This window comes from Nitrobacter hamburgensis X14 (genome assembly GCF_000013885.1).
Taxonomy (GTDB): domain Bacteria; phylum Pseudomonadota; class Alphaproteobacteria; order Rhizobiales; family Xanthobacteraceae; genus Nitrobacter; species Nitrobacter hamburgensis.
This window is the reverse complement of record NC_007964.1, coordinates 2,804,785-2,820,570: the sequence shown is the minus strand read 5'-3', so window position 1 is coordinate 2,820,570 and position 15,786 is coordinate 2,804,785. Positions and strand designations below refer to the sequence as shown.

The following is a 15,786-nucleotide window of genomic DNA, read 5'->3' as shown; positions in this document are numbered from 1 at the left end:
GGCAAGGGGTCGGCGGCAAGGGATCACGCATGCAGTTCGCGCTCACCGAGGATCAGACCGCCATCCGCGACATGGCGCGCGATTTCGCCGCCGAGAAGATCGCGCCGTTCGCGCTGAAATGGGATGAGGACAAGTATTTTCCGGTGGAGGTAATGCGCGAGGCGGCGGGCCTCGGCATCGGCGGCATCACCATCCGCGACGATGTCGGCGGCTCGGCGCTGAGCCGTTTTGATGCTGCGTTGATCTTCGAGGCGTTGGCGCAGGGCTGCCCTACCGTGTCGTCGTTCATCTCGATCCACAACATGGCGTCGTGGATGATCGATGCCTACGGTTCGGACGAGCAGCGGCGCAAGTGGCTGCCAAAACTGTGCGCCATGGACTTGCTGGCGAGCTACTGTCTGACCGAACCCGGCGCGGGTTCGGACGCCGCAGCCTTGCGAACCCGCGCGGTGCGCGACGGCGATCACTACATGCTCGACGGGCAGAAGCAGTTCATCTCCGGCGCGGGCGCCAGCGACCTCTATGTGGTGATGGTGCGCACCGGCGGCGACGGGCCGGGCGGCATTTCGACGCTCGTGGTCGAGCGCGACACGCCGGGCGTGTCCTTCGGCGCCAACGAGCGCAAGATGGGATGGAACGCGCAGCCGACCCGCGCGGTGATCTTCGAAAACGCGCGGGTGCCGGTGGCCAATCGCCTCGGCGACGAGGGCATCGGGTTCAAGATCGCGATGGCCGGACTCGACGGCGGGCGGCTGAACATCTCCGCGTGTTCGCTCGGCGGCGCGCAATCGGCGCTCGACAAGGCGCTCGCCTACATGAAGGAACGCAAGGCGTTCGGAAAGCGGCTCGACGAGTTTCAGGCGTTGCAGTTCAAGGTCGCCGACATGGCGACCGAGCTGGAAGCGGCGCGAACTTTTCTGTGGCGCGCGGCGTGTGCGCTGGACCGGGAGGACACTGATGCCACCATGCTGTGCGCGATGGCAAAACGTTTTGCCACGGATGTCGGCTTCGAGGTCGCCAATCAGGCATTGCAGTTGCATGGCGGCTACGGCTATCTCTCGGAATACGGCATCGAGAAGATCGTGCGCGATTTGCGCGTGCATCAGATCCTCGAGGGCACCAACGAAATCATGCGCCTGATCGTGTCGCGCAAGTTGATCGAGGGCGCGCGATGAAGGTTATTGCAGGCGACGAGACCGATCTGATCGCACGGCGCGAGGGAAGCGCGGGTATCATTCGCCTCAACCGCCCGAAGGCGATCAATGCCGTCACCCTGGAGATGTTCCGCGAGATCGGCAGCGCGCTGGACGAATTCGAGGCGGATTCCGCCGTCGGTCTGATCCTGCTCGAGGGCGCGGGCGAGCGCGGCCTGTGCGCGGGCGGCGATATCCGCGCGCTCTGGGAAAGCGCGAAGGAGGGGGGTGACCTCGGCAAGGTGCTGTGGCGCGAGGAATACATCCTCAACGCGCGGATCGCGAAATTCCCCAAGCCATATGTCGCTTTCATGGACGGCATCGTGATGGGCGGCGGCGTCGGATTGTCCGCGCATGGCGGGCACCGCGTCGTCACCGAGAGAACCAGACTCGCAATGCCCGAAGTCGGCCTCGGCTTCTTTCCGGATGTCGGAGGCACCTGGCTGTTGTCGCACGCGCCTGGCGAGACCGGAACCTACTTCGGGTTGACCGGCCAGCCCATGAACGGCCCCGACGCGATCTACGCCGGTTTTGCCGATGTCGGGGTTCCGTCGCGAAAACTCGCCGCGCTGCGCGAGGCGTTGGTCGATCTCGGCACCCGCGCGGATGCGTCCCGCGTGAAAGCAACGATCGCGGGCTTTGCGAGCGGCGAAACCGCGGGCCCCGTCGCCGCCATCCGGCCGCGGATCGATGCGTGGTTCGCCCATGGTCGAATGGATGATATCATCGCGGCCCTGAATCGTGACGGCTCCGAACTCGCGCGATCGACCCTCAAGACCCTGAACGAGAAGTCGCCGCGCGGCATGGTGGTGACGCTGAAGCTGCTGCGGCTCGCGCGCGCCTCGGCCACGCTGGAGGAGTGTCTCGCGCGTGAATATCGTGCAGCGCTCGCGGTCTTCGCCAGCGACGACTTTCGCGAGGGCGTGCGGGCCGCGGTTATCGACAAGGACCGCGAGCCAAAATGGTCGCCGCCGCGGATCGATGAGGTTACGCCGGAAATGGTTGCGCCATATTTTGCCAACATCGGCGCGGATGAACTTGTGTTCAATTAGATAAGAACAAACACCCTCGACTGGAGGCCAGCATGGCGACCATCGCATTCATCGGTCTCGGCAACATGGGCGGACCCATGGCGGCCAACCTCGCCAAGGCGGGCCACAAGGTGAACGGTTTCGATCTCGTGCCAGCTTTGAGGGGTGCGGCCAAGGCGGACGGCGTAACGATCGCCGACGGCGCGAGGGCGGCGGTGACGAATGCGGATGTCATCATCACCATGCTGCCGGCCGGCAGGCATGTGGTGTCGGTCTGGACCGATGTTATTCCCTGCGCCGTCAGAGGCGCGCTGATGATCGACTGTTCGACTATCGATGTCGAAAGCGCGCGGCGGGCTCATATGCTGGCAGCCAGGGCTGTGCTGCTGTCGGTCGATGCGCCGGTCTCGGGAGGCGTCGGCGGCGCCAGGGGCGCGACGCTGACCTTCATGGCTGGCGGCGAAGCCGAGGCCTTCGTGGCGGCGAAACCGTTTCTCGAGGCGATGGGCAAGAAGATCGTCCATTGCGGCGGTGACGGCGCGGGGCAGGCGGCCAAGATCTGCAACAACATGATCCTTGGCATCTCGATGATCGCGGTCGGCGAAGCCTTTGTGCTGGCGGAAAAGCTCGGCCTGTCGCATCAGGCACTGTTCGATGTCGCCTCGACCGCGTCGGGCCAGTGCTGGTCGCTGACGAGCTATTGCCCGGTGCCGGGCCCGGTTCCGGCGTCGCCGGCCAATAACGACTACAAGCCCGGCTTCGCCTCGGCGCTGATGCTCAAGGACCTGACGCTTGCGCAGGAGGCGGCGAAATCCACCGGCGCGGCGACGCCGCTCGGACAGCACGCGCAGGACATCTACAAGGCGTTCGACGCGGCCGGAAACGGCGGGGTCGATTTCTCGGGCGTCATCCGGCACATCCGCGCCCTTGCGGACAACAGGGATGGCCGATGACCACGTTTGCCGAGGCGCGCGAATTTCTGCTGCGGCATCGCACCGATTACGATGCCGCCGTCAATGGGTTCAAATGGCCGGATCCCGTGCCGTTCAACTGGGCGCTGGACTGGTTCGACGCTGGTCTCGCGACCGACCCGGCGAGCAAGACGCGGGCGGCGCTGTGGATCGTCGAGGCCGCAAGTGGTGCCGAGACGAAAGTGACGTTCGAGGTGATGTCACGGCGCTCGAACCAGATCGCGAATCTTCTGCGTGTGCAGGGTCTCAAGCGCGGCGATCATCTGCTGCTGTTGCTCGGCAACGTCGTGCCGCTTTGGGAGACCATGCTGGCCTGCATCAAGCTTGGCGTGGTGATCATTCCGGCGACGACATTGCTCACGCCCGATGAGTTGCGTGACCGCCTCGATCGCGGCCGCGCCAAAGCAGTCGTCGCCTCGCAGGATCAGGTGGCGAAGTTTGCATGTCTCGGCGGCGATGGCTTGATCCGCGTGGTCGTCGGCGCGACGGCATTACACCCAGGCGGGCTGCCATATGAAGCGGCGAACGATTTTCCGGAGAGCTTCAAGCCGGATGGCCCGACCAATGCCGACGATCCGATGCTATTGTATTTCACGTCCGGCACCACGGCGAAACCGAAGCTGGTGCGGCACAGCCAGCGCAGCTATCCGGTGGGCCACCTGTCCACCATGTACTGGATCGGCCTGAAGCCCGGCGACGTTCACCTGAATATTTCCTCGCCCGGATGGGCCAAGCACGCCTGGAGCTGCTTCTTCGCGCCCTGGAATGCCGGGGCAACGATCTTCATCTGCAACCAGCCGCGATTCGAGGCCAAGGGTCTGCTGGCAACCATCGGGCGCTGTGGCGTGACGACGTTGTGCGCACCGCCGACGGTGTGGCGACTGTTCATTCAGGAGAAGCTGTCGGACTTCAAGATCTCGCTGCGCGAGGTCTGCGGTGCCGGTGAACCGCTCAACCCCGAAGTGATCGATCAGGTGAAGTCGGCGTGGGGGCTGACGATCCGCGACGGCTACGGCCAGACCGAGACCGCCGCGCTGGCCGGCAATTCGCCGGGACAAAAGGTCAAGGTTGGCTCGATGGGGCGGCCGATGCCGGGCTACAAGGTCAAGGTGATCGATGCCGACGGCAATCCGACCAAGGAGGGCGAGGTCGCGCTGGTGCTCGGTGCCGATCGGCCTGCGGGTCTGATGCAAGGGTATCAGAGCGAGGGCGGAAAACCCGGCGGCGACGACGGCGATCTCTATCGCAGCGGCGACGTGGTGTTCGTCGATGACGAGGGCTATCTGACCTTCGTCGGCCGGTCGGATGACGTGTTCAAGTCGTCCGACTACCGCATCAGCCCGTTCGAACTGGAAAGCGTCTTGCTCGAACATGATGCCGTGGCGGAAGCCGCCGTAGTGCCGAGCCCCGATCCGATCAGGCTGGCGATCCCGAAGGCATACATTCTGCTGGTCGGCGGGACGGAGCGGTCGCGCGAGACGGCGCTGTCGATTTACAGGCACATGTTTGAGAGACTCGCGCCGTTCAAGCGCATTCGCAAGCTCGAACTCGTCACCGAATTGCCCAAGACGATTTCAGGAAAGATTCGCCGCGTTCAGCTTCGCCGTCTCGAACACGACGACGATCGCGACGACTCGTTGCGCGGGGTCGAGTTTTGCGAGGAGGATTTTCCGGAGCTTCAGACGCTGAAGTCAAAAACTGCGGAGACGTGAGTCGTGAACGAAGTCTGGAAGCAACCGCCGGTCTCGCTCGAAGCCTACCGGAAAATGGTCGGGCAGGAGATTGGCGTTTCCTCATGGCACCTGATCGACCAGAAGCGGATCGACGACTATGCCGGCGTGGTCGAGGACCATCAGTTCATCCATGTCGATCCCGAGAGGGCCAAGCGCGAAACGGCGTTCGGCACCACCATCGCGCATGGGTTCCTGACCCTGTCGCTGCTCAGCACCATGTCGTATGAGGTGATGCCGCGGGTCGAGGGCGTGACCATGGGGGTGAACTACGGCTTCGACCGGCTCCGGTTCATCTCGCCGGTGAAATCCGGCTCTCGCGTCCGGGGCCACTTCACGCTGACCGAGGCAACGCTCCGCACGCCCCGCGAGTTGTTGTCGCGCACCGCCGTCCGCGTCGAGATCGAGGGCGAGAAGCGGTCGGCGCTCGTCGCCGACTGGCTCACCCTCCTGTACTTTTCCTGATAGCTTATGGATGCCCTCCATTCCCATGTTGCGGTCCTCGGCGCCGGTCCCGCCGGCCTGATGGCCGCGGAGGTTCTCGCGCGAGGCGGCGTGCGCGTGACCGTGTTCGACGCGATGCCGTCCGCGGGCCGCAAGTTCCTGATGGCGGGGCGCGGCGGTCTCAATCTGACGCACAGCGAGCCGCTGCCGCAATTTCTCGCACGCTATGGCGCGGCCGCACCCCATCTCAAACCGGCCATCGATGCGTTCACGCCCGAGGCGTTGCGAAAGTGGGCCGACGATCTCGGACAACCGACGTTCGTGGGTTCGAGCGGACGGGTGTTTCCGAAAACGCTCAAGGCGTCCCCCCTATTGCGCGCGTGGCTCAGGCGGCTCGATTCGCTCAGTGTGACGCTGGCGCTTCGGCATCGCTGGACCGGCTGGGATCGCGATGGCCGTCTGCTGTTTCAGACGCCTGATGGCGAGCGCACCTTTGAGGCGGCTTCGACCGTGCTGGCGCTCGGCGGCGCGAGCTGGCCGCGGCTCGGCTCCGATGGCGCGTGGGTCGAATGGCTCGCGGGCAGGGGCGTTGCGGTCGCACCGCTGCGGCCTGCCAATTCCGGGTTCACGGTGGGGTGGAGCGGTGTCTTCCGCGATCGTTTCGAAGGTCAGCCGCTGAAAAACGTCGCGCTGTCGGTCGGCTCGCACGCGGTGCGTGGCGAAGCCGTCATCACACGCACCGGCGTTGAAGGCGGCGGAATTTATGCACTGTCTTCGGTGCTGCGCGAGGCGATCATCGCGTCGGGCCGTGCGACGCTTCACATCAACTTGCGGCCCGATGTTACGACGGACAATCTGTCCGCGCGATTGAGCGCGCCGCGCGGAAAACAATCGGTCTCGAACTGGCTGCGTAAGGCGGCAGGTCTTGCGCCCGTTGCGATCGGCGTGCTGCAGGAAATGGCAATGGCTTCCGGACAACAGCCGGGAACGATGCCGCCGGCGGCTCTCGCGGCCTTGATCCATGCGGTTCCGATCACGCTGACCGGTGTCGCGCCGATCGCACGCGCGATCTCCTCCGCTGGGGGAATTGCGTTCAGCGAGCTTGACGGCGATTGCATGATCCGCCGGCTGCCGGGAGTGTTCGCCGCCGGCGAAATGCTGGACTGGGAGGCGCCGACCGGCGGCTATCTGCTGCAGGCTTCGTTCGCGACCGGTGCGGCGGCCGGGCGTGGCGTGCTGAAATGGCTGCGGCGCTAGCGCCGGAACGCCCGGCATCAGGCTCCTTCGATCTCCTCGCGCAGCATTTCCAGTTCGAGCCAGCGATCCTCGGCCTGCTGCAGCTCCGTATGCGCCCTGGCCAGCGCAAGCGACACCTTGTCGAAGGCCGCGCGATCCTTCGCATAGAGGTCGGGGTCGTCAAGGCGCTGCTGCTGTTTTGCGATCTCCGCCTGAAGTTTTGCGATGGATTTCGGGAGCGTCTCCAGCGCGTGCTTCTCGTTGAAATTGAGTCGCCGTTTTCCAGGAGCGACCGCAGGCGCCGCCTTCGCAGAACGCTCTGCCTCGGGCACCGGCGTGGATTTCGGCGCCTCGCGCGTCAGGTCCGCTCCGCGCTGCGCCAGCATGTCGGTGTAGCCGCCGGCATATTCGATCCAGCGGCCATCGCCCTCGGGAACGATCACCGAGGTCACGACGCGATCGAGAAAGTCGCGGTCGTGGCTGATCAGTATCACGGTGCCCTCGTAGTCGCCGAGCATGTCCTCGAGCACATCGAGCGTTTCGAGGTCGAGGTCGTTGGTCGGCTCGTCCAGCACCAGCAGGTTGGAGGGTTTTGCCAGCGCGCGCGCCAGCATCAGGCGTCCGCGCTCGCCGCCAGACAACACTTCGAGCGGCGTGCGCATCTGCTCCTGTGCGAACAGGAAATCCTTCATGTAGCTGACGACGTGTTTCGGCTTGCCGCCGACCATGACATGGTCGCCGCGTCCACCGGTCAGTGCCTCCATCAGCGTCGATTTCGGATCGAGGCTTTCGCGGTGCTGGTCGAGCGTCGCCATCTCGATATTGGCGCCGAGCCGGACCGTGCCGCTGTCAGGCGTATCGGCTCCCGTGAGCATGTTGATCAGCGTGGTCTTGCCGGCGCCGTTGGGGCCGACGATGCCGATGCGGTCGCCACGCTGGATGCGGATCGAGACATTGTCGACGATTTTGCGGTCGCCGTAGGACTTGCCGATGCCCTTCGCCTCAATGATCAGCTTGCCGGACTTGTCGGCTTCGGCGGCCGCAAGACTGGCGCTGCCGGTCGTGCCGCGATAGTCGCGGCGCTGCTGACGCAGGTCATGGAGACCTGCCAGCCGCTTGACGTTGCGCTTGCGCCGCCCCGAGACGCCGTAGCGCAGCCAGTGCTCCTCGGCGACGATCTTGCGGTCGAGCTTGTGCTGGTCGCGCTCTTCTTCAGCCAGCACCTCGTCGCGCCATTCCTCGAAGTTTGCGAAGCCGCGGTCGATTTGCCGGATCCGTCCGCGATCGAGCCAGGCGGTGCTGCGCGAGAGGTTGGACAGGAAGCGTCGGTCGTGGCTGATCAGCACCAGCGCGCCGCGGCGGGAGCCAAGTTCGCCTTCCAGCCATTCGATGGTCGTGAGATCGAGATGGTTGGTCGGCTCGTCGAGCAGCAGGATGTCGGGCGAGGGCGCCAGCACCCGCGCCAGCGCCGCGCGCCGGCTTTCGCCGCCGGACAGATGCGCGGGGTCTTCCTCGCCGTGCAGGCCAAGCTGTTCGACCAGATAGCGCGCCTGATAGGTGTCGTCGCCGGGGCCGAGCCCGGCCTCGACATAGGCGAGCGTAGTTTTGAAGTCGGCAAAATCCGGCTCCTGCTGCAGATAGCGCACGGTGGCGCCGGGCTGCACGAAGCGGCTGCCGCTGTCGGGCGCCACGAGGCCGGCGGCGATCTTCAAGAGCGTCGATTTGCCGGAGCCGTTGCGGCCGATCAGGCAGAGCCGTTCGGATTCGGATACCGAGAGTTCGACGCCGGACAAAAGCGGCGTGCCGCCAAACGTCAGCGCAATATCCTTCAACTGGATCAGCGGCGGCGCCATGGTCCTAGCTCTGGTGTGCAGCGAAGGCGCGCTGGATGCGGCGGATGGTCTGGTCCAGCGCCGACAGGAATGCCGAGCGGTCGCGTGGCTGGAACGAGCGCGGGCCGCCGGTCACTTCGCCACTCGCGCGCAGGTCGGTCATCAGGTTGCGGACAGCGAGCGTCATGCCGATAGACTGCTCCGTGAACGGCTTGCCGTTCGGCGCGATCACGCTGGCGCCCGCCTTGACGCAGCGGCTCGCCAGCGGAATGTCCGCCGTGATGACCATATCGGTCTTGCCGGCGCGTTCGGCGATCCAGTCATCGGCCGCATCCATGCCGGGTCCGGCTGCGATGCGCTCGATCAGGGGATCGTCGGGCACCCGGATATAACCGCCCGCGACCACACTGACGGGCAGGCCGTGGCGCGCGGCGACGCGATAAATTTCGTCCTTTACCGGGCAGGCATCGGCGTCAACGTAGATACGAATGGAGGTCAATGGCGGATCATCGGGTTCCGAGGGCATCGTGGCAGCGCGTGTTACTCCATGTCACGGAAGATTGCGACACTGAAAATTTTGCAGTGCAATATCGTTGTCGAGTGGCTGGCGGGAGGTGTGGTCTTGCATCGAAAAAATCCGTCAGAATGGCTGTTGTCGACCGGTTTTCGCAAAAATCGCCCATCGGATCAGGCAGCCGGGGTCCGAACGACAACGCAGGATTGGACGTACGTGCTTGAGCAGGCGGTTGCGCTGGCGATCTGCGCTGCTAAACTTTCCGTGAAAAGCATTTCCTCGTAGGCCCAGTGGGCCGCGGAAAGACGATTTTATGAAGGACGATACGCTGCGTCGCGCTGATCCTGAATCGCGTGGCAGCCCGCAAGGACTGGCCGTGACCATGGCAAGAGCTGTCGGCGATTTGCCGGCTGACGGCTCCGGAGTTTATGCCGCGCTCGATCTCGGCACCAACAACTGCCGTTTGCTGATCGCCTGTCCGACAGAGGGCGGCTTTCGCGTGGTCGATTCGTTTTCGCGGATCGTCCGGCTGGGCGAAGGCATCTCGTCGACGGGGCGTATCAGCGAGGCGGCGATGGAACGCGCGATCGCGGCGCTCGTCGTGTGCCGCGACAAGATGCGTACGAGGAAAGCGGGCCGGCTGCGACTGATCGCGACGGAGGCCTGCCGAGCGGCGGCGAACTCCGAGGATTTTCGCAACCGCGTCGCCGCTGCGACCGGCATCGAGCTTGAGGTGATTGATCGGGAGACGGAAGCCGCGCTTGCGGTGATCGGCTGCTCGCCGCTGATCCATCCGAAAGCGCGCGGCGCAATCCTGTTCGACATCGGCGGCGGCTCGACGGAGTTGGTCAAGATCGAGCGCGACCGCGAAGGCGGCGACCCGGATATCAAGGCATGGATGTCCATTCCGGTTGGTGTCGTGACGCTGGCCGAGCGTTTTGGCGGACACGAAATAACGCCGGAGTCCTACGCGGCGATGGTAAGTGAGGTCGCGGCCCATGTTGCGGCGTTCGCGGCCGAGTACGGCTTCAACCTCTACGGGATGCACCTTCTGGGCACCTCGGGTACGGTGACCACGCTTGGCGGTCTCCATCTCGGTCTTGCGCGCTACGACCGCCGCAAGGTTGACGGAATCTGGATGAACGACATCGAAGTCACCCAGGTCATCGCGCGGTTGTGCGGCATGGATTATCAAAAGCGGGTGGCCAACGGCTGTATCGGGGTCGAGCGCGCCGATCTGGTTCTGGCGGGGTGCGCCATCCTGGATGCCATTCGGCGAGCCTTTCCCCTGCCGCGGCTGCGGGTGGCGGATCGCGGTCTGCGCGAGGGTATGCTGGTCGAAATGATGCGCGAGGACGGCGTCATTCAACTGAGTTGATGCCCAAAGGATGGTCCTCCGTCATTGCCGAGCTTGACGCGGCAATCCATCCAGAGTGAACACGATCATGACATCCGCATTGCGGATTGTTCTTTTGATGGACGCCCGGGTCAAGTCCGGGCATGACGGTTGGATATGGCGAAAGACACCACCGGCCGGCTGCGCGTGACCGTCAAAACCGGCGGCAAGCGAAAACTGTCGTCCAAACTCTGGCTCGAGCGGCAACTCAACGATCCCTATGTGGCGCAGGCCAAGCGCGACGGCTGGCGCTCGCGCGCCGCCTACAAGCTGATCGAGATGGACGACAAGTATCATTTCCTGAAGCCCGGTCTGGCGGTGGTCGATCTCGGCGCGGCGCCCGGCGGCTGGAGCCAGGTCGCGGCCCGGCGCGTCGGCGCCGTCGACGGCAAGGGCAAGGTGGTCGCCATCGATCTGCTGGAGATGCCGGAAATCGTCGGCGTGACGTTTGCCAGGCTCGATTTTCTCGATGCCGATGCGCCTGAGAAACTGATCGCGATGATGGAAGGGGGCGCGGATATCGTGCTTTCCGACATGGCCGCCAACACCACCGGCCATCGCAAGACCGATCAACTCCGGATCATCGGTCTCGTCGAGAGCGCGGCGGCGTTCGCAGCCGACGTGCTGCGGCCCGGCGGGACGTTCATCGCAAAAGTGTTCCAGAGCGGCGCGGATGCCGACCTGCTGGTGCAGCTCAAACGCGATTTCCGGACGGTCCGGCATGTGAAGCCAGCTTCGAGTCGGCAGGATTCATCAGAGCGCTACGTGATGGCGACGGGATTTCGCGGCACGCCGGCAGTATGAGTTACGCTCGGCCCCGTCATTGCGAGGAGCGCCGGGCAGCGCGCAGTTGGCTCGTCACGCTTCAGCTCAGTTTCTGATCGCGCGCGGTGACGGTCTCGCGCGCGGCTTCTTCCTCGGCCTCGGCCTCGCGGGTGGGATCGGAAATCACCACCATGCGCCGCCCCGACACCTGATGGCCGGCATCGGCGGGCATCCTGAAGAAGTAATAGGTGGACGTCGCTGCAAGCACCGCGACCACGAGGAATCCAGGTCCGAAATCAGTAGCCGTGAGTTCCGCGCTGTGATGGAACAGCATCGCGGATTCCACCGAGAAGGCGCCGACCGCGACGCCCGCCGAAACCGCCAGTTGCTGGTTGACGCTGGCCATCGTGGTGGCGCGGCTCATCTGCTCCGGCTCGACGTCGGCATAGGCCAGCGTATTGATCGCGGTGAACTGCAGCGAGCGGAAGAAACCGCCGACGACGAGAATGATCATGATCAGCAGCAGCGGCGTCGTGATGGTGAACAGCGCGCAGGCCGCGAGGAAGACCGAGCTGACGATCGCATTGACGGTCATGATGTTGCGGAAGCCGAAGGTGCGGATGATGCGGGCGGCGAGCGTTTTCATGCCCATGGAGCCGACGGCCGACGAGAATGTCACCAGTCCCGAGCCGAACGGCGACAGTCCGAAACCGACTTGCATCAGGAGTGGCAGCAGAAACGGCAGCGCACCGACGCCGAGGCGGAACAGGAACCCGCCATAGATGCTGGCACGGAACGTCGGCAGGCGCAGCAGCGTGAGATCCAGAACCGGCGAGTCGGTGCGCCGGGCGTGCACCACATAAAGCGTCATCGAGACCGAGCCGACGCCGATCAGCGCGATCACCACCGTCCACGGCAGCAGGTTGAGACCGGCGACCGACAGGCCGAAGGCGATGCCGCCGAGCCCGACGCCGGCCAGCACCATGCCGTAGAGGTCGAAGCGTTCGGGGTTCTCGCTGCGGATCGGATCGATGAAGCGCTGCGCCAGCACGATGCCGAGCAGGCCAACCGGAATGTTGATCAGGAAGATCCAGTGCCACGAGAAATAGGTGGTGATGAAGCCGCCAAGCGGCGGACCGACCACCGGCCCGATCATGGCGGGCACCGTCACCCACGCCATCGCGTTGACGAGCGCGCTCTTGTCGATCGAGCGCAGCAGCACCAGACGCCCGACCGGCGTCATCATCGCGCCGCCGAGCCCTTGCAGACTCCGCGCGATCACGAAATCCGTCACCGACGACGACAATGCGCAGCCGATCGAACCGAGCATGAACACGGCGATCGCCATGCTGAATACGGTGCGCGCCCCGAACCGGTCCGCGGTCCAGCCGCTCGCCGGAATGAAGATCGCCAGCGACAGCAGATAGGAGGTGATCGCGAGCTTCAGCGTCAGCGGACTGGTGCCGATGTCGTTGGCGATCGCCGGCAGCGAGGTCGCGATCACCGTGGAGTCCATGTTTTCCATAAACAAGGCGGCGGCGACGATGAGCGGGATCAGGCGTTCCTTGTTCATGGGGGCTCGCGGGAGCAACCGGACGGCGGAGCGGGGCTGTAGCACCGATAGGGTCGGCGCGCTATTGCGCAGCCGGCAGGCCTTCCTAAATCCTGGGTGAGTTCTGGGAGACCCCGCGATGATCTATGTGCTCGCCGCCTTGCTGCCGCCGCTCGGGCTGTTGTTCAACGGGCAACCGTTTTCGGCCATCCTGAACGTGGTCGCGATCGTGTTTTGCGTGATTTTCGGGCTGATTTTCCCTATCCTGTTCCTGGTGCCGTCCGCTCATGCGCTGATCGCGGTCCACATGAAGCGGGAGGACCGCCGGCACCGGGAAGTGGTCGATGCGATCCGGGAGCACGGGCCGCCGCCGGACTATCCGCGCTAGTGGTCCGATCCTGACATTCGCATCCCGTTTCAGCAGGGTATCTTTGCGAATGTTAGAATCGAAGGATCACTGGCAAATATAAGTTGTTAGTGGAGTTTTGGATTTGACATCCGCGTCGCGAGTTCGCCGCGGCGGAGCGCGAATGTCAGATCCACTCCACTAAGCGGGCTGGAAAAGCCCGTGCATGGCAGCCAAACGCTTTGATTCCAGAGGCTGCCATGCTATCGACCACCGCCAATCCAGCCGATGGAACTTGATTCGACGGCGACGCCAAGGTGTCGCCGACCGGCCATTCCATCCTGATGGGTTTCGCGGCGTCCGTGCCGCCCAATGGAGTTGGAGTTGGCAATGGCGCGTGCAAACGGATTTCGGGATATCAAAGAAGCCTACACGTTCGATGACGTGCTGCTGAAGCCCGGCGCATCCGACATCGTGCCCTCCGAAGCCGATATCCGCTCCCGCGTCACCCGCGCCATTCCGCTCAACATCCCGATCATGGCGTCAGCCATGGACACCGTCACCGAAGCGCGGATGGCGATAGCCATGGCGCAGGCCGGCGGTATCGGAGTCATCCATCGCAACTTCGATGTGGAGGGGCAGGCTGCGCAGGTGCGGCAGGTGAAGAAATTCGAGTCCGGCATGGTGGTCAATCCGCTGACCATCGGCCCCGACGCAATGCTGTCCGACGCGCTGGCGCTGATGAACGATCACGGCTTTTCCGGCATTCCGGTAGTGAACGGCGGCAGCGCGACCGCGCCGGGCAAGCTCGTCGGCATTCTCACCAACCGCGACGTCCGCTTCGCGACCGACCCGCGGCAGAAAGTTTCCGAACTGATGACGCACGAAAATCTCGTGACGGTGCGCGAGGGCGTCAGCCAGGAAGAAGCCAAAAAGATGCTGCACAAGCATCGCATCGAGAAACTGCTGGTCGTCGACGAGCAGTATCGCTGCGTCGGTCTCATCACCGTCAAGGACATGGAAAAGGCGGTGGCGCATCCGCTGGCCTGCAAGGATGCGCAGGGCCGGCTGCGCGTCGCTGCGGCAACCACGGTCGGCGAGGGCGGTTTTGAGCGCACCGAGCGCCTGATCGATGCCGGGGTCGATCTGATCGTCGTGGATACCGCGCACGGCCATTCCAGCCGCGTGCTGGAAGCGGTCAACCGCATCAAGCGGCTGTCGAACGCGGTGCAGGTGATCGCCGGCAACATCGCCACCACGGAAGGCGCGCAGGCGCTGATCGATTCCGGCGCCGACGCCGTCAAGGTCGGCATCGGCCCGGGCTCGATCTGCACCACCCGCATCGTGGCCGGCGTCGGGGTGCCGCAGCTCACCGCCATCATGGATGCGGTCGATGCGGCGAGGAAGGCCGACGTGCCCGTGATCGCCGATGGCGGCATCAAGTTTTCCGGCGATCTCGCCAAGGCGCTCGCCGCCGGTGCGGACATCGTCATGGTCGGCTCGCTGCTTGCAGGCACCGACGAAACGCCGGGCGAGGTGTACCTGTGGCAGGGGCGCTCCTACAAGGCCTATCGCGGCATGGGTTCGGTCGGCGCGATGTCGCGCGGCTCCGCCGACCGCTATTTCCAGCAGGACATCAAGGATACGCTGAAACTCGTGCCCGAGGGGATCGAGGGGCAGGTGCCCTACAAGGGACCGGTCGGCAACGTCATGCACCAGCTCGCCGGAGGTTTGCGCGCGGCGATGGGATATGTCGGCGCCCGGACGATCGCCGAATTCCACGACAAGGCGAGTTTCGTCCGCATCACCGGCGCGGGCTTGCGTGAAAGCCACGTTCACGATGTCACGATCACGCGTGAAAGCCCGAACTATCCCGGCGGCGTCTAGAGTCTTTTTGCTTCTGATGGAATCAGAAGCGGGCTCTATGATTTCGATTTGACGCGTTTTCTTTACGCGAACCGGTATCCACTTCGCTCGAAAACGATCTAATCGTCCAAATTGAGCCGTACAGCGGCGCGAAAACGGATTACTGTCGGCGTTGTCGCGGATCCTCTGCGCCGGAACCGCGCTTTGGGGCGGTCGCCTCGTTTGCGAAGTGACCTCACGAACTTTATTCAGAAGAGAAACGTGGAAATATGATCGATTGGACGGATGACAGAATTGCCGCGCTTTCGGATTCCGATCTGAAAAATCTGCTTGCCAATGCGGAGCGGAAATCGGTCGACGAGCTGGTTGTGCGATGCCAGGCGGAGCTCGACAAGCGAAATGCGTTGAAGCCGCGCAAGGCTGCGAAGCCGCGCACCGAGCTGAAGGAATTCGAGCGCGATATGTCGGTTCGTCTCGCCGATGTCGGCAAGCAGATGGCCGAAAAGTACGATCTGTCGGAAGAGACCGCGAAAGCGAAGTCTGCCGGCGTAAAGGGCTTTCGCGCACACAAGCTGGTGGGCAGCGACGGGCAGGCCAAGCTCGGCGGATTGCAGCGCGCCGGATTCGTCGCCGTCGATCGCTACATCTCCTATCGACGCGGCAACGACATCGTCTCGCTCGGCGTGTTCCTGCCTAAGGATCAGGACATTTCGGAGCACCTGTTCTTTGTGATCGCGCCGCAGGCGATGCTCGAGCGCGGCGAGCCGGTCGACGCCATTCGCGACAATCACGGTCAGAAGCAGTCCGCCGACAGCGGGCTCGCGTTCAAGGATCTGGAAAGCGCAGCGGATGCCTTCGACAAGGCGCTGGCCGGGATTGCGGCTTGACAGGTTGCGTCGGCGCAGGGAAC

The 15,786-nt window shown here is 64.2% G+C and carries 15 protein-coding genes; 12 read left to right on the top strand and 3 right to left on the bottom strand.

The window, feature by feature from the left end:
* The first annotated feature begins 29 nt into the window (after nucleotides 1-29).
* From NHAM_RS13085 to NHAM_RS13060, 6 genes are read left to right on the top strand one after another with little or no spacing between them, the layout of a single operon-like run.
* A complete protein-coding gene (locus tag NHAM_RS13085; RefSeq protein WP_011511007.1) occupies nucleotides 30-1,175 on the top strand; it encodes an isobutyryl-CoA dehydrogenase in 1,146 nt (381 codons plus the stop codon).
* On the top strand, nucleotides 1,172-2,245 hold the full coding sequence (locus tag NHAM_RS13080) for an enoyl-CoA hydratase/isomerase family protein (RefSeq protein ID WP_011511006.1): 1,074 nt from the start codon (nucleotides 1,172-1,174) through the stop codon (nucleotides 2,243-2,245). The genes NHAM_RS13085 and NHAM_RS13080 overlap by 4 nt, the downstream gene beginning before the upstream one ends.
* A gap of 32 nt (nucleotides 2,246-2,277) precedes the next feature.
* Nucleotides 2,278-3,177, top strand: coding sequence for a 3-hydroxyisobutyrate dehydrogenase (gene mmsB / locus NHAM_RS13075; protein ID WP_011511005.1), 900 nt, complete (start codon nucleotides 2,278-2,280; stop codon nucleotides 3,175-3,177).
* Nucleotides 3,174-4,907: an AMP-binding protein gene (locus NHAM_RS13070; protein WP_011511004.1), complete on the top strand. Its 1,734-nt coding sequence runs from the start codon at nucleotides 3,174-3,176 to the stop codon at nucleotides 4,905-4,907. Before mmsB ends, NHAM_RS13070 begins: the two co-directional genes overlap by 4 nt.
* A 3-nt stretch (nucleotides 4,908-4,910) precedes the next feature.
* Nucleotides 4,911-5,390: a MaoC family dehydratase gene (locus NHAM_RS13065; protein ID WP_011511003.1), complete on the top strand. Its 480-nt coding sequence runs from the start codon at nucleotides 4,911-4,913 to the stop codon at nucleotides 5,388-5,390.
* Nucleotides 5,391-5,396: 6 nt separating this feature from the next.
* The gene (locus NHAM_RS13060; protein ID WP_011511002.1) at nucleotides 5,397-6,626 is read left to right on the top strand and encodes an NAD(P)/FAD-dependent oxidoreductase; all 1,230 of its coding nucleotides are present in this window, start codon (nucleotides 5,397-5,399) and stop codon (nucleotides 6,624-6,626) included.
* Between the two features lie 17 nt (nucleotides 6,627-6,643).
* Here NHAM_RS13060 and NHAM_RS13055 read toward each other — a convergent pair whose 3' ends face one another.
* On the bottom strand, nucleotides 6,644-8,458 hold the full coding sequence (locus tag NHAM_RS13055) for an ABC-F family ATP-binding cassette domain-containing protein (RefSeq protein WP_011511001.1): 1,815 nt from the start codon (nucleotides 8,456-8,458) through the stop codon (nucleotides 6,644-6,646).
* A 4-nt stretch (nucleotides 8,459-8,462) separates the two neighbouring features.
* The gene (locus NHAM_RS13050; protein ID WP_011511000.1) at nucleotides 8,463-8,963 is read right to left on the bottom strand and encodes a YaiI/YqxD family protein; all 501 of its coding nucleotides are present in this window, start codon (nucleotides 8,961-8,963) and stop codon (nucleotides 8,463-8,465) included.
* A 21-nt stretch (nucleotides 8,964-8,984) separates the two neighbouring features.
* Between NHAM_RS13050 and NHAM_RS13045 the strand changes: the two genes are divergently transcribed.
* From NHAM_RS13045 to NHAM_RS13035, 3 genes are all read left to right on the top strand, one after another.
* The gene (locus tag NHAM_RS13045; RefSeq protein WP_041358120.1) at nucleotides 8,985-9,236 is read left to right on the top strand and encodes a hypothetical protein; all 252 of its coding nucleotides are present in this window, start codon (nucleotides 8,985-8,987) and stop codon (nucleotides 9,234-9,236) included.
* A 97-nt stretch (nucleotides 9,237-9,333) separates the two neighbouring features.
* The gene (locus NHAM_RS13040; RefSeq protein WP_011510999.1) at nucleotides 9,334-10,329 is read left to right on the top strand and encodes a Ppx/GppA phosphatase family protein; all 996 of its coding nucleotides are present in this window, start codon (nucleotides 9,334-9,336) and stop codon (nucleotides 10,327-10,329) included.
* A 135-nt stretch (nucleotides 10,330-10,464) separates the two neighbouring features.
* Complete coding sequence (locus NHAM_RS13035; RefSeq protein ID WP_011510998.1) at nucleotides 10,465-11,151, top strand: RlmE family RNA methyltransferase; 687 nt, start codon at nucleotides 10,465-10,467, stop codon at nucleotides 11,149-11,151.
* A gap of 61 nt (nucleotides 11,152-11,212) precedes the next feature.
* Here the strand turns inward: NHAM_RS13035 and NHAM_RS13030 are convergent, their stop codons facing one another.
* A complete protein-coding gene (locus NHAM_RS13030) occupies nucleotides 11,213-12,685 on the bottom strand; it encodes a DHA2 family efflux MFS transporter permease subunit (protein WP_011510997.1) in 1,473 nt (490 codons plus the stop codon).
* Nucleotides 12,686-12,803: 118 nt separating this feature from the next.
* On the opposite strand from NHAM_RS13030, the gene NHAM_RS13025 reads away from it, so the two are divergent.
* The 3 genes from NHAM_RS13025 (at nucleotide 12,804) to NHAM_RS13015 (ending at nucleotide 15,763) form a co-directional block, all read left to right on the top strand.
* Entirely contained in the window at nucleotides 12,804-13,052 is a 249-nt protein-coding gene (locus tag NHAM_RS13025) for a hypothetical protein (RefSeq protein WP_011510996.1), read from the top strand.
* A gap of 348 nt (nucleotides 13,053-13,400) precedes the next feature.
* A complete protein-coding gene (gene guaB / locus NHAM_RS13020; RefSeq protein WP_011510995.1) occupies nucleotides 13,401-14,897 on the top strand; it encodes an IMP dehydrogenase in 1,497 nt (498 codons plus the stop codon).
* Between the two features lie 248 nt (nucleotides 14,898-15,145).
* Nucleotides 15,146-15,763, top strand: a complete 618-nt coding sequence (locus tag NHAM_RS13015) for a hypothetical protein (protein ID WP_011510994.1) — start codon at nucleotides 15,146-15,148, stop codon at nucleotides 15,761-15,763.
* Nucleotides 15,764-15,786 lie beyond the last annotated feature (23 nt).